Annotated in this window: 9 protein-coding genes and 2 riboswitches; of the genes, 1 reads left to right on the top strand and 8 read right to left on the bottom strand. The window is 65.2% G+C overall.

Going from position 1 to position 13,879, the window contains the following annotated elements:
- Positions 1-2: 2 nt before the first annotated feature.
- From ATN00_RS04710 to ATN00_RS04670, 8 genes are all read right to left on the bottom strand, one after another.
- Positions 3-632, bottom strand: a complete 630-nt coding sequence (locus ATN00_RS04710; protein ID WP_062062710.1) for a precorrin-8X methylmutase — start codon at positions 630-632, stop codon at positions 3-5.
- Entirely contained in the window at positions 632-1,762 is a 1,131-nt protein-coding gene (cobG, locus tag ATN00_RS04705; RefSeq protein ID WP_062068409.1) for a precorrin-3B synthase, read from the bottom strand. The genes ATN00_RS04710 and cobG overlap by 1 nt, the downstream gene beginning before the upstream one ends.
- Positions 1,759-5,064, bottom strand: coding sequence for a cobaltochelatase subunit CobN (gene cobN / locus ATN00_RS04700; protein ID WP_062062707.1), 3,306 nt, complete (start codon positions 5,062-5,064; stop codon positions 1,759-1,761). The genes cobG and cobN overlap by 4 nt, the downstream gene beginning before the upstream one ends.
- A gap of 9 nt (positions 5,065-5,073) precedes the next feature.
- Positions 5,074-6,126, bottom strand: coding sequence for a cobalamin biosynthesis protein CobW (gene cobW, locus ATN00_RS04695; RefSeq protein ID WP_231746382.1), 1,053 nt, complete (start codon positions 6,124-6,126; stop codon positions 5,074-5,076).
- Positions 6,127-6,309: 183 nt separating this feature from the next.
- Positions 6,310-6,535, bottom strand: a riboswitch (cobalamin riboswitch).
- A 540-nt stretch (positions 6,536-7,075) separates the two neighbouring features.
- Complete coding sequence (locus tag ATN00_RS04685; protein WP_062062700.1) at positions 7,076-8,116, bottom strand: HoxN/HupN/NixA family nickel/cobalt transporter; 1,041 nt, start codon at positions 8,114-8,116, stop codon at positions 7,076-7,078.
- Complete coding sequence (locus ATN00_RS04680; RefSeq protein WP_306812043.1) at positions 8,113-9,738, bottom strand: peptidase; 1,626 nt, start codon at positions 9,736-9,738, stop codon at positions 8,113-8,115. The genes ATN00_RS04685 and ATN00_RS04680 overlap by 4 nt, the downstream gene beginning before the upstream one ends.
- Positions 9,684-11,825, bottom strand: a complete 2,142-nt coding sequence (locus tag ATN00_RS04675; protein WP_231746381.1) for a TonB-dependent receptor — start codon at positions 11,823-11,825, stop codon at positions 9,684-9,686. The genes ATN00_RS04680 and ATN00_RS04675 overlap by 55 nt, the downstream gene beginning before the upstream one ends.
- A gap of 173 nt (positions 11,826-11,998) precedes the next feature.
- Positions 11,999-12,234, bottom strand: a riboswitch (cobalamin riboswitch).
- 28 nt (positions 12,235-12,262) lie between these two features.
- Positions 12,263-12,442, bottom strand: coding sequence for a hypothetical protein (locus ATN00_RS04670; RefSeq protein WP_062062697.1), 180 nt, complete (start codon positions 12,440-12,442; stop codon positions 12,263-12,265).
- 317 nt (positions 12,443-12,759) lie between these two features.
- Between ATN00_RS04670 and ATN00_RS04665 the strand changes: the two genes are divergently transcribed.
- Positions 12,760-13,824, top strand: coding sequence for a PepSY-associated TM helix domain-containing protein (locus ATN00_RS04665; protein WP_062068404.1), 1,065 nt, complete (start codon positions 12,760-12,762; stop codon positions 13,822-13,824).
- The last annotated feature ends 55 nt before the right edge of the window (positions 13,825-13,879 follow it).

Below are 13,879 nucleotides of genomic sequence, written 5' to 3'. Positions count from 1 at the left end.
GCTCATTCGGCGCGGCTCGCCAAAGCGTTGATCGCGGCGACCGTGATCGCGCTGCCGCCAAGGCGACCCTCGACGATACAGCAAGGCGCAGGCGGCGCAGCCCACAGCGCGGCTTTGGATTCGGCCGCACCGACGAAGCCCACCGGACAGCCGATGATCGCCGCCGGGTGCGGACAATCGGGATCTTCCAGCATATCGAGCAGATGGAAAAGAGCGGTCGGCGCATTGCCGATAGCCACCACCGCGCCCGCCAGATGCGGCCGCCACAGTTCCAGCGCGGCGGCGGAACGGGTGTTGCCCATCGTCCGCGCCATGGCCGGCACTTGGGTATCGCCCAGGGTGCAGATAATCGGATTGGCGGCGGGCAGACGCGCGCGCGTGATCCCTTCCGACACCATCCGGGCATCGCAGAGGATCGGAGCGCCATCGGCGAGCGCCGCACGCGCCGCGCCTGCGAAACCGGGCGAGAAGCGGATATGCGCCGCCAGGTCCACCATCCCGGCGGCGTGGATCATGCGGACCGCCACCGGCTCCTCATCGAGCGAAAAGTTCGCAAGATCGGCCTCGGCGCGGATCGTGGCAAAGGACTGGCGATAGATTGCCGCACCATCGGTTTCATAAACATGGGGCATCAGGCAGCTCCGAAATGGGCAAGTATCTCGGCCGGGCCGAGGGCAGAACGAAGCGAAGGCCCGCCAGCGGGGGCATTCCGGCACAGATCGAACAGGCCTTCCCGGCCGGTCAGCGTGACATCGGCGGCGCGCGGGTGGGCGCAGCCCTTGGCGCAGCCGGAGACATGCAGCCGTCCCTCGACATGCGGGGCAAGGCGCCAGGCAAGGTCGCGGGTTTCGACCGTAGCCTGGGGGCAATAAGGTGCGCCGGGACAAGCCTCTGCCCGCAGCAGCGGATCGGCAGGATCGCAGAGCAGACCTTCGCGGCGCGCAGCAGGCGCGCCCTCGAGGAGCAGCACGCGCCAGGGTGTGAGCCGTATAGCCCCGGCTGGCGGCGTTTCCATCATCCCGGCCAGAAACCGTGCCTTCACCCGGCCGAACGGCAGGCCATAGGCCGAACCCAAATCGTGCCGGCCTGGCGGGATGCGGGCAATGGGCGGCGCGGGCAGAATATCGCCCTCGGCCCAATCCGGCAGGACAGCCTGGTGCCGAACCATGCGTCCGGCATCTGCGCCGCCGCTTTCGCCGAACCAGTTGGCGAGCGCGATCAGCGCATCCGCTTCCTTGCCCGGTGCGACGGCAACGCCGGCAGGGCGACCGTCAGCGCGCAGGATGAGGTTACCTTTTTCGCCGCGCTCGATACGGAAATCGCCCGCCTCGCCGCAAAGGGCCCTGGCCTGCCCCGCATCGATGACAAATCCGACCTTACTAGACAGACCCGGCAGTTCACCCAACCGTTCCTGCAATTCGCTGGCGATGCGGTGGCTGTCGTCCCCGGTCCGCCAGTCCGGAGCGACCAGAATGTTGCGTCGCTTTTCGATGGCGGGATCGGCGTCCACCAGGTTCAGGGCCAGCAGCCGGTCCAGCACCGCCTGCCAGCCGGCTTCACGCACCCCGCGGATCTGGAGATTGGCGCGGCGGGTCATGTCGATCAGCCCATTGCCATGCGTCATGGCGGCATCGCACAGGCCCAGCACCTGCTCGCGCGTCAGGCGGCCAAGCCGTGGCTTCACCCGAACCAACAGGCCATCGCCCGCCATCATCGGGTGCCATGCATCGGGACACCAACCCTGGACTGCAAAATCGCTCATGCCCCGTCTTTCGGGCCGGAGGAAATCGGCAGTCCGGCGAGGATCGAATTGCGCCGCGTCCGCCACAACCCGGCGGCGTGAAGCGCGGCGAAGCGGCTTTCCATCGCCGCCAGCGCGCCGGGGTTCTCGCGTTCAAGAAACGCGCAGACCTCCGGCTGGCCCAGCGTGGCATCATGATAGAGGTCGAACAGGTGCGCGGGCACGCTGTCCGATAGATGCGCGAACATGCCCATATGATCGAGCGTGGCCGCCAGTTCGGCAGCCCCGCGAAAGCCGTGGCGCATCATGCCGGCAACCCAGCCTGGATGCGCGGCGCGGGCGCGAACGACGCGGGCAATCTCTTCGGCAAGGGTGCGAGCCACAGGACTGACCGGATCGCGATTGTCGAGGTGATAGAGCGCCGCCGTGCCGCCCGCGAGCATCTTGGCGGCGGCAAAGCCCGCCTCGTGCGCGGCATAGTCGGCGGCCAGCAGCAGATCGGTTTCGGGCAGGTCCTGAAGATGGACGAAGGCATCGGCCGCCACCACACGCTGGCGCAGGCCCCCAGTGTCTGCGTCGGAGTCGGCAGGGGCGCCGGCCGGATCGCAGATCGTGTCCAGCGCATGGTCCGATGCCGCCAGCCATGCTTCTCCGGCAGCGCGCCGGGCATCGTCGGTATAGACTTCGGCCGTATCGCCCATTCCCAGGCCGTAGCGGCCAGGTCGTGGGCCATAGACGCGCGGGGCCACGGGCTTGCCCGCGAAGGGATTCCAGTCCGCCGGTTCGTCCCGCGCGCCTAGCGCCCGCACCGCCTGCCCGAACAGCGCCGGCAAGGTCGGAAAGGCGTCGCGGAACAGTCCGGAAACGCGCAGAGTTACGTCAATGCGCGGTCGGTCCAGCAGGGCGAGCGGCAGGATCTCGATCCCTATCACCCGTTCGGACGCCATGTCCCACAGCGGTTTGGCGCCCAGCAGGTGCAGCGCCATGGCAAATTCCTCTCCCGCCGTGCGCATCGTTGCCGAGCCCCAGAGATCGACCAGCAGCCCGCGCGGATAGTCGCCATGATCCTGCAAGTGCCGCCGGATCAGTTCCTCCGCCAGGCAAACCCCTTGCGCATAGGCGGCACGGGTCGGCACCGCGCGCGGGTCGATCGTGTAGAGGTTACGCCCCGTCGGCAGCACATCGCTGCGCCCGCGATAGGGTGAACCGGAAGGACCGGGCGCCACGCGCCTCCCGTCCAGCGCCGCCAGCAACCCGGCCCGTTCCGCCGCGCCATGCTCAGTCCGGCCAAAGACATGCAGCCCGTCGCCGAACTGGCTGGCCTTCACATCGCAGACGAAGCGGTCGATGCGCGTGATCGCCTCGACCAATGTGGTCGCGCTATCCAAGCCCAGCTCGGCCTCCAGGCCCAGCGCGCGCGCTTCCTCGCGAATGGCATCCTGGAGCCGGTCGCGGCGGGCCGGATCCAGCCCATCGGCATTGGAAAATTCATCGAGCAGCGCCTCGATGCGGGTAAGGCCCGCACCGCTGCCGGTCTGCGTCAGGGGTGGCGGGACGTGACCGATGGTGACCGCGCCGATGCGGCGCTTGGCCTGCGCCGCCTCGCCCGGGTCATTGACGATGAAGGGGTAGATCACCGGCATGGCGCCCACGAGCGCCTCCGGCCAGCACGCATCCGACAGGGCGACCGCCTTGCCGGGCAGCCACTCCAGCGTGCCGTGCGCGCCGATATGGACCAATGCGTCCACGCCCTGTTCGCGCAGCCACAGGTAGAAGGCGACATAAGCATGGCGCGGACAGCGCGAGAGGTCGTGATAATCCTCCGCGCGGCTGGCGCTGATACCCCGCTCGGGCTGCAAGGCGACGATGGCCTTGCCGGCCGCGACCGCGGGAAAGCAGAATGCGCCGTCCCACACCGCCGGATCGCTTTCCGGATCGCCCCAGGCAGCGGCAAGATCGGCGCGCAGCCCCTCGGGCAAGGCAGCCAGCGCCCTACGATAGTCGGCTAGAGGCCAGCGCAAGTGCTCGCACTGGAGCGCTGTCGGCAAATCCGCGCGGGGAAGCACCTGGTATCCCGCCTGCGCAAGGTCGGCCAGGATCGCCTCGGTGGAGGCAAAAGTGTCCAGCCCCACGGCATGGGCCATCTGGTAGGCCTTGCCGGGATATGTGGAGAGGGCAAGCGCCACGCGCCGATCGCCAAGAGGCTTTCGGGCCAGCGCGGTCCAGCCGGCCACGCGGGCGACGATCGCCTCGATCCGCTGCGGATCGGCGCGATGGAGGCTGCGGGAAAATTCCAGCGCGGGATCGCGCGTCCCCGCTTCCTTGAAACTGGCGACACCGGCAAAGACGCGGCCATCCAGTTCGGGCAACACGACATGCATCGCGAGATCGGCGGGCGACAGCCCACGCGCTGCGCCTGCCCAGGCGGCGCGGCCCGATGTGGCGAGCGCCAGTTGGAACACGGGCACGCCCGCGCCGTCGAGCGGCGTGTCGATCCCATCGCCGCGGGCAGAGAAGGCGGTGGCGTTGATGATGGCGACCGGAGCAAGGGCACGGACCCAATGATCGACCTGGCCGCGCACCAGAGGCGCCTTCAGCGACGGGACGAAAATCGACAATGTGTCGAACCCCCGCTGCTCGAACGCGGCGTGAAGGGCGGCGAAGGGGTCCAGATCGTGGGCCGCCAGGTAGGAGCGATAGAATACCAGCAATACGAGGGGCCGGCCCGAATCGCGCGCGAAGGCTTCCGGGCAGACGACGCCATGTTCGGGATGCCAGCCGCCCGCTTCCGGCAATGCTTCGCTGGCCGACGCGGGCAAATCGACCAGCCGCGCGGCCCGCGCCAGTTCGACCAGCGCCGCCCGTGCCGCTCGCTCGCCGCCGGTATCGCACAGCCGCGCAAGCTCTCGCAGGACAGGCACGGGCAAGGTCGATACCGCATCCAGGCGTTCGTCGGGCCGACCGTCTCCAGGCAGGACGGCCAGCGCGATCCGATGCTCGCGGGCCAACGCCTCGACCTGCTGCAGTCCGTAGCTCCAATAAGGCATGCCGCCGATCAGCCGGATCAGGATCGCCTTGGCGCCGGACAGCGTGCGCTCGACATAAGTATCGACCGACAAGGGATGCATGAGCGCCGACAGATTGGCGAGCCTGAGCGAGGGTACATCTTCATTGACTGCGCGCGCGCCGTGCCATGCGGCCGCGAATGCTCCCAGGTCGCTGTCCGAAAAGGACAGCACCACCAGATCCGCAGGCTGCTGCCCCAGATCCTGCGGGACGGCAGTTTCCTCCATCCCATGGGTTTCGCGGAAGATGACGTGCATCGGCGGCGTTCAGCCTTCCAGCACCGCGCGCAGGACGCCATGATCAATAGCGTCATGCTCGGCGATGGCGACCAGCGTGGTGCGACGCGGCTCGTCCGGCCGCCACGGGCGATCGTAGTGATGACGCACCCGCGCACCCACGGCCTGCACCAGCAGGCGCATCGGCTTGCCGGTCACGGCGGCATAGCCCTTCACCCGCAGGATCCGGTGATCGCGCGCCAGCGTTTCGATCCGGTCCACGAGGTCGGCCGGATCGGCGATCTCACTGAGCGCGATCACCGTGCTGTTGAAATCCTCGTGCTCATGCTCGTCTTCGCCGTCGTGGTGCGAGGGGCGCGCGGCGATATCGTCCTCGGCGGCGGCTCCGAGGCCCAGGATCACACGCGGATCGACCACGCCTTCGGTGAGTTCGATCACCGGCACCGGACGCGGCGCTTCTCGTAGGATTACGGCGCGCGCGGCAGCCACGCCTTCGGGTCCGGCCAGATCGACCTTGGTGAGCAAAACCATGTCGGCGCAGGCCAGTTGATCCTCGAACACCTCCGACAGCGGTGTCTCATGATCGACGCTCGGATCGGCGGCGCGCTGCGCATCCAGCGCGGCTACGTCGGGTGCAAACCGACCGGCAGCGACAGCCTCGGCATCGGCCAGGGCCAGCACGCCATCGACGGTGATCCGGCTGCGGATCGCCGGCCAGTCGAACGCCTTGAGCAGCGGCTTGGGGAGCGCCAGGCCCGATGTCTCGATCAGGATGTGATCCGGGCGCGGATCGAGCGCGAGCAGCTTTTCGACAGTGGGAATGAAATCGTCCGCCACGGTGCAGCAGATGCAGCCATTGGCCAGTTCGATGATGTTTTCAGCCGGGCAATCGGGAATGGCGCAGGCTTGGAGAATGTCGCCATCCACGCCCAGCGTGCCGAATTCGTTGACCACCACCGCCAACCTGCGGCGGCCCGCATTGCGGATCAAGTGGCTGATGAGCGTGGTTTTCCCCGCGCCCAGAAAGCCGGTAACGATGGTGACCGGCACCTTGGAAACATCGGACTTGGACAGGTCGGACACAGTCAACTTCCCCGCGCGCCGGAGCGAGAAAAGCGGGGGCTTGCCGGACATATCCGGTCGGAGCGCGACGACGGGCGGGCGCGACAAGGCGCCCGTGACCACGCAACCCGTGCAGCCCCAGCCGCACAGCTTCGTCGCTCAGACGGAGAGTTACCGTGCCGTGACCATCCCCTGGATCAGGCAAGAGCGACCGGTGCGCCGGCAGGTCTCCTGGCTCGCGGGTCACAGCTTGATGCACGCCTTCCCAGACTGCGTGCATACGCTGTCCAGTGGCCGCTCCTGCATTCAGGAGCATGTGCATCGCGCTATCCGCTTACAGTTGCAGGGACAGCCGCGGATTTGGAAGCAAGCTTCCTCACCGCATTCCCGATTAAGTCCCTTTCGGGACACCGGCGCGATCATCGAAGGGCGGAATCAACCGACCCTTCGCCGCCCGCCCTAACCGAAAATGGGAGCCAAGCCAATTGATGTCGTTGCTGTATCTTCTTCGCGCCACCGACGTATCTCTGCCGGGTGGGCTGCCAGATGCTCGATCGCATCGCATGGATAAGTCCAGAGCGAGATCTCGGTTGTGCCTTTTCTGATCCTGGAGACCCCCGATCGCGGCAAGCGTCCGTCTTTGGCCCACCGTATCCGCTCGCGGGATGTGATGCCGAGAATATTCTCCACTTGCCGTTGGCTGATGGGCTTGTGCGCTATCCGGAAAAGGCGTTCGCGTATGTCGTCGGCGAGAGCTTCAGCAACCTTTCGTGAAGCCGGATCAAAAACGCAGCTCAGGCTCGACTTTAAGAAAGCTCCGGCAGAGCGCTTCATCAACATCCGGATCGCTGCATCGCGTTCACCGTAGTGTACGCGAAGTCCCAGCGGCATGTGGACATCGAGATCGATTGAGACAGTGCAAGCCTGCTTGTCATACCGAAGCATGATGCATCGATTCACACGGGCACGGTCAGGCAACGACCGCAACCTCGATCTCGTCGAAGCGCTTCCAGCGATAGATCGCGAAGCTTGCAAGCCAGCAGAGCACGAACAGGCCGATGATGGCGAAGCCGAGGCTGTTGAAGTTCTCTCCCAATTTCGCGGCAAGGTTCCATGGCCACCCCGTCAATCCGAGTTTGTCGCCGATCAGGGCGAGCGTCTCGATTCCGCCGATAACGATTGCCACGATGGCCGAGATCAGGGTGATGGTGATGTTGTAGTAGAGCTTGCGGATCGGTTTCACGAAGGCCCACTCATAAGCGCCCAGCATCACCACGCCGTCAGCGGTATCGATCAGCGCCATACCGACCGCGAACAGCGCAGGCAGGACCAAGATCGTGCCGATCGACAGGCCGTTGGCGGCCTGGCTGGCCGACATGCCCAGAATGGCGACTTCGGTGGCGGTATCGAATCCGAGCCCGAACAGAAATCCCAGCGGGGCCATGTGCCAGCTTTTGTTGACCAGGCGGAACATCGGCCTGAACAGCCTTGCAAGCAATCCGCGCGACCCCATCAGCAGATCGAGATCGTCTTCGACATAGTCGCCGCCAGTGCGGACATGGGCGAAGGTACGCCAAACGGAGCGCAGGATTAGAAGGTTCATGCCTGCAATCGTGAACAGGAATAGCGCGGAAACTGCGGTCGCCACTACCCCGCCAATCTCCTTGAACGCGGCAAACTCAGCCAGCGCGCTGGTCGTCAGCGCTATGGCGATTGACGCTATGGCAATGATCCCCGAATGCCCGATCGCAAACCAGAAGCCGACCGCAACCGGGCGCTGGCCATCCTGCATCAGCTTGCGGGTCACATTGTCGATGGCGGCAATATGATCGGCATCGACCGCGTGACGCAGACCCAGCCCCCAGGCCAGCAAGGCGGTGCCCAACATCAGGGGCTGCGCGTGAAAAAGACTATAGGCCCAGACCCAGACCGCAATGTTCGCGGCGATCAATCCCGTGAACAGGGCGCCGATCCGTCGGCGCAAGGATAGCGATGCGGCGGATGAGATCATGACGGGCTCCGTGATCGAAGGAAGAACGAGCGGCGGGACAGCCGCCGGATACGGCGCCGAATACGCCACAGGTCGCGGGCCAGCTTGCGCATGCCCATCCAGGCTCCGGTCCCGCAGACCAGTGTGACGGCTGCGAGCAAGGGCAGGATGATGATGTACCGCAAGCGGCTCTGGCGCAGGCCGGGCAGATCGAAGCTGTGCGGCGCGTTCCACAGCCAGCGTTCGGCACGGCCCGTGCCGTCGACCGCACGCAGCAAGGCGCCGGACGCCGCGTCGATATAGAGGCGTGTGGCTTGCGGATCGGCCAGCACGGCGCGCCACACTGGCAAGCGCACCGGCTCCTTGTGGGCGTAATAATAGCTGTCACCCTCGGACAGCAGGTCAAGCGACACGACGCGGGGGCCGCTGCGCAAGGCTGCCGCGACATCGGCCCGCGTCAGGACCGCGGGTCTGCCCGAACTGTTCAGCCGCACCATGCGGCCGTCGGCCGCAATGGCGACAAGCGCCATTTTCCCGCCGAGCGGCGCGCTTTCCACACGGACTGTATCGATGGGGAACTGGTTCATATTGGCCAGCGCGGCCCGCATGTCGGTCCAGCACATCGGTCCCGCAAGGCGCTGACGCTCGACAGGTCCGGCGTCGCTGTCGAACAGGCCCCAGGGGCTCATCGAGAACAGGCCGCTGCCGACCCAGGTGAGGGCGAACACCCCAAAGACCAGCCCCGCCATATGATGCCACCACCACAGGCCTCGATAGGGCGAGCCGATGGTTCCATCCTTGCCCCGCCTTAGCCGGCTGATGCCGACCCAGATGCCGGTGAGGGTGAGGAAGCAACCGATCAGCGACGTCCAGATGACCACCTGGCTCCATGCGGCGGGGTTCTGGCGAAGCACCGTCGGGTAAAGCCAGTGCGGCACGGCGCCCAGCCAGCCCCAGAACCGCTCAAATCGGGTCGTTCGCTGGACGACTTCTCCGGTCTGGCCGGCGATATAGGCCGCCGAGCCCGCGGCGTCGGCATAGTCGATACGATAGAGCGGGCGGTTGGCGGCAAAGGCCTGGACGGTCCATTGATCGACGGAAATCGGCGTGATCGCTGCCACGGGTCCGTCGATCCCGACATTGCGCCCGAATTGCGCCCCGACCTTGCCGAGGTCTTCGCGGGACAGCGGCGCCAGCAGCGCGCCGGACCCCAGATCATAGCTCTGCGGTGTGGCGCGCATCTGCCAGATCGCGCGTCCATCATTCTTTTCAGGCACGACTCGCAGCACGGGCTTGCCTGCGGCCATCTCGAGGCGGGCGGAGGCCAGACCGGTGTCAGGTGGCAGGGCGATCCGTGCCAGGCTGCCGCCGGCCGGCAAGTGCAGGGGAGACAAGCCCCGCACCTGCTCGGCCGGCAGCAGCCGGGGGTAGTCGACATAGAGCATCACGAACCCGGTGAGGCACCACAGCGTCATCAGCGTACCGACGATGACGCCCGTCCAGCGGTGCAGGACGAGCAGCGCCCAGAGCAGCCTGCCTCGGCTGCGTGGGCGTGGCGCCGCCACGGGTTTCGTGACGCCGTGCATCGTCAGTACCGGGCGCTGATCGAAAAATCGATCGAGCGTGGCCGGCCGAGCAGCCATTGCTCGTCATTGTAGGTGGTGGTCGCGTAATCCTTGTCGAACAGGTTGTAGACCCGCAGGTTGGCCGCGACATTCTTCGTCACGGCGAACGAAACGCCGCCATCCACTACGGCGTAGCCGGGCACGCGGAACTGGTTGGCGTTGTCGGAATAGGTTTTCCCGACGTAGCGCAGGCCAAGGCGGGTCTGGAACCGCGGGGTGACGTCGTAACGCAACCAGAGATTGGCGGTCGTCTCGGGCACACCCGGCGGGGTCTTGCCATTGTATGACGTGCCGCCACTCAGGAACTCGTCGAAACGCGCGTCGAGGATCGTGCCGTTGGCATCGATCCCGAAGCCCCCCGGAAGGTCCAGCGTCAGCGAAGCCTCCAGTCCTTTCGCCGAACGCTGTCCAACCTGATCCTGCCTTGGTGGAAGGCTGCCCGGAACCGTGGCGAGCAGGTTCTTCTTCACGATCCGGTAGGCCGCGAAGGTCGCCAAGCCGCGGCCGCCGAGGAAGCTGGCCTTGATGCCCGCCTCAATCTGGTCGCCCGTGGTGTTCTTGAACGCGGCCTGCCCGATGGAGAAGGTGATCAGCGAACCGAGCGGATCGACCGCCGTCGCATACTGACCGTAGAGCGATAGTGCAGGGCTCGGTTGGTAAACCGCTCCCACCCGCCAGGTGACGTTGTGCAGCGTCTTGTCGAGTCGCAACGTCTCGGTCGCCACGCCGGCGGTATCGTAGCTGTTGACGTAGCGTTTGACGTTGGCGTGGTCGTAGTTGATCCCGACCGACACCGACAATTGGTCGCTGAGCGTCAGGCGGTCTTCCGCGAAGAAGGAATATTGCCGCGTCCGGCTGCGATGCTGGGGCCGCACACCGAACGTGTTGTAATAGAGACCCGGGTCAAACACGAATGGATCGACCGGATCGGCGAAGCCGGCCGGCGCCGGATCAGAATCGAAATCGTTCGCGTGCCTGAAACTGATTGCGTTGACGTCGAAGCCAACCAGCACCTCGTTCTTCAGGCCACCCCATTCGCTGCGGATCGTGACGTCGGCCTGATTGCCGATCTGCGTCTGATCGTGATCGATGCCGAAGAAGTCGAACCGGTCGATCTTCCCCGTGGCGCCGTTCCAGAAATAGCTTTCGAGATTGCGCCACTTGCGATGCGTGGTCAGACGGTAGGCGGTATTGCGGACGCTGATGGAATCGCTCGGCGTCCATTCCACCCGGATCGTCGTCCGGTTGTCCTTGAAGCGCATCAGCGCGTCGGTGACGTTGTAGTTCCGGCGCTTGTTGCGATCATCGATCCTGCCATTGATCAGCGGTGTGCCGAAATAGAGCATCGGCTCCTGGTCGCTGTAATCGTCGGACAGGGTGATGGTCAGCCTATCGCTGGGGCGCAGCTGTACCGAGCCGGATATGGCCAACCCCTTCGAATTCCCGCGATCGACCCAGCCGTCCGACTGTGTGCGGCTGATGTCGAAACGATAGGCGGTCAGCTCGTTGACCGGCCCACCGACACCGGCGGCGATGCGCCAGCTATTCTGGGAACCGAAACCGGCTTCTGCTTCGAACTCGGTGCGGGTAGTGTTCGGCTTTTTGGAGATGACGTTGACGGCGCCACCGATCGCGCCTTGCCCATAGAGGACCGAAGCAGGCCCGCGCAGCACTTCGATCCGGTCGACAGTCCAGGGGTCGGTCGGAAACGTCACGGTGCCCGCGCCGGGATAGAGGCGAACACCGTCATAGAGCTGCATGACGGAGCCGGGTCCGCTAAAGCCCCGCGCGGCAAGACCGGTGCCCCCGTTGCCCGGATTGGCCACCGAGCTGATGCCCGTCGCGCGCGTGACGGCATCGACGATCGACAGGTCACCGCGTGCGCGGATAACATCGCCCGACAGCGTCTCGACGCTGGCCGGCGTCTCAAGGATGGTCAGGCCCAGACGGCTGCCCGTCTGCGTAGGAGCGTTGGCATCGCCGGTGCGAGTGCCCAGCACGAGGATATCGGACTTGTCGGCTGCCTCCGATGCATCTTCGGCATGAGCAAAGGCAGGCAAAAGGAGCGCGGCGAGCGCGGTGCTGGAAAGGATGGTCTTGATCACGAAATAGTCCTCCGGCGTCTTGCGACATGGCCGGGGCAAACCCGCGTGAACGGGCGGCACGCGCGGCGGCCGGACGCCATGGGCGGCCGACGCACGTCTCCGATGCGGCCCCAGCCGCTTGTTCGTCGCTCAGACGGAGTTCACCGTGCCGCGGCCATCCCCTGGACCAAGGCAAGAGCGACCAGACGCCGGCAGGTCTCCTGGCTCGCGGGTCACAGCTTGATGCACGCCTTCCCAGGCCTCGCATGATTTAGCGTCCGGCCCAGTGGCTGCCCCTTCAAGGAGGAGCGATGTGCATCGCGCTATCCGCTTACAGTTGCAGGGACAGCCGCGGATTTGGAGGAAACCCCTCCGCACCGCATTCCCGATTAAGCCCCTTTCGGGGGGCACCGGCGCGATCAATGAAAGCCGGAATAGTCCAACTCTCGCCGCAGCGCCTAGTCGAAGTGAACGGAAAAGCCAACAACCCATGCCGCGTGTTTGGCGAAGGGCTGGCCCTTCACATGGGGCAAGTGATGATAGTCGCGCTGGAACTTGCCTCGGAGCATCTTGTGCTGCCCGAACGGGGATGAGCCGAATCGGCGGTCACCGCCTCCGCCCAGCACAAGATGCTTCATCGCGCTCGATCCAGAAATCGCGTGAGACATAATCCTGCCAAAAGAACAGCCTTCCCCGCTGCTCCTCGATTATCTGAACCGCCCGTCATCCGCCGGCGAGGCTACATGACGATGACACTCGCATCCAGCCGGACGCCCGTGCGGCTCGCTTAAGCGGGATAGATGTAGCTGGCTGGGCCTTTGCGACCGTGCAACGGCAAGCGCCGCATCATTTTGATAATGATTTGCACAAGCAAGATAGTTTCAGTACTTTACTCGGGCGCTAAGCGGCGAAGGCCCGCAAAGCCACTTCACCCGCAGATCGCATTCACTTCATGATGACGCTTATCGATACATTGCATCGCTGGACTGGAGGTCTCGTTGGCCTGCTGCTGGCGATGCTTGGCCTGTCCGGCGCAATTCTCGTTCACAAGGATGCGTGGGTAGTGCTTCCCCATGCAACCGACGCGCAAATGCAAGGCACTGCGCATCTGGCTGAATTCACGCAGCGGATCATGGATGATCCCACAACCCGGCCCGAATCCATCCTCTTCGCAACCAGGGGTTTCGGGCTGGATCGGCTGACCTACAAGGGCGGCGCGGGCGCCTATCTCGATCAGAACGGCGGACTCGTGACGCGATGGACCAGCCAGTGGGAACGGCCGGAGATCTGGTTGTTCGACTTCCATCACCATCTCTTCGCCGGTGATTGGGGGGAAGTCATCATCGGCGTCGCCGCCATCTGCGGCCTGTTCTTCGTAGTGACTGGCGCGCTTCTATGGTTGCGGACACGCAAGACGTTCTCATTTCGCCTGTGGCCGGCGCGCATGAGCCGGCCGGCAATCATGCGGCATCACCGCGATCTCGGCATCGTGATGGCGCCGCTGCTGGTTCTGTCACTCGTCACCGGAGTGGTACTGGTATTCCGGCCAATGGCTGCGCTGCTCTTCGGGCCTGGCGCTCCCGTGCAAATCGACCGTTCGCTGGCCGAACCACCGCCACGCACGGGAAAGATCGCCGAGCGGTTAAATTGGTCGGCGATGATCGAAATGGGGCGACAGCGCTTTCCGGAAGCCGAGGTTCGCAGCCTCACTCTGCCACGTAGCGGCAACGGTCTCATCACCCTGCGCATGCGAAGCCCGGAAGAATGGCTGCCGAACGGGCGCACGACATTGTGGTTCGCGGCGGACAGCGGCGCGCTGGTGGCCACGCGCGATGCCAAGCATCTGCCACCTGAGGCACGCGGATATAATCTTCTCTATCCGCTTCATGCGGCCAAGGTTGGAGGATTTCTGTACCGGCTCGTGATGACGCTGTCTGGGCTGTCCCTGGCATTGTTGGGAACGCTAGCCGTGTGGGTTTTCTGGTTCAGGCGCCTTGTGTCGCCCCGTGGCTCCGGCTGAAGAAGCGCGTTCACTCGACTTCGGGGCGCTCACGGCGCGCGGTCTTGTTCTGCCA

It is taken from the genome of Sphingobium baderi, assembly GCF_001456115.1.
In the GTDB taxonomy this organism is placed as follows: domain Bacteria; phylum Pseudomonadota; class Alphaproteobacteria; order Sphingomonadales; family Sphingomonadaceae; genus Sphingobium; species Sphingobium baderi_A.
Note: the sequence above shows the minus strand (reverse complement) of the source record. Positions and strands in the feature narration are given on the sequence as shown.

What these genes read in the sequence shown, in the direction of transcription:
- cobG (WP_062068409.1), bottom strand. Translation starts at nt 1,762, where the DNA reads ATGAGCGATTTTGCAGTCCAGGGTTGGTGTCCCGATGCATGGCACCCG.
- ATN00_RS04710 (WP_062062710.1), bottom strand. Translation starts at nt 632, where the DNA reads ATGCCCCATGTTTATGAAACCGATGGTGCGGCAATCTATCGCCAGTCC.
- ATN00_RS04685 (WP_062062700.1), bottom strand. Translation starts at nt 8,116, where the DNA reads ATGATCTCATCCGCCGCATCGCTATCCTTGCGCCGACGGATCGGCGCC.
- cobN (WP_062062707.1), bottom strand. Translation starts at nt 5,064, where the DNA reads ATGCACGTCATCTTCCGCGAAACCCATGGGATGGAGGAAACTGCCGTC.
- ATN00_RS04680 (WP_306812043.1), bottom strand. Translation starts at nt 9,738, where the DNA reads ATGGCTGCTCGGCCGGCCACGCTCGATCGATTTTTCGATCAGCGCCCG.
- ATN00_RS04665 (WP_062068404.1), top strand. Translation starts at nt 12,760, where the DNA reads ATGACGCTTATCGATACATTGCATCGCTGGACTGGAGGTCTCGTTGGC.
- ATN00_RS04670 (WP_062062697.1), bottom strand. Translation starts at nt 12,442, where the DNA reads ATGAAGCATCTTGTGCTGGGCGGAGGCGGTGACCGCCGATTCGGCTCA.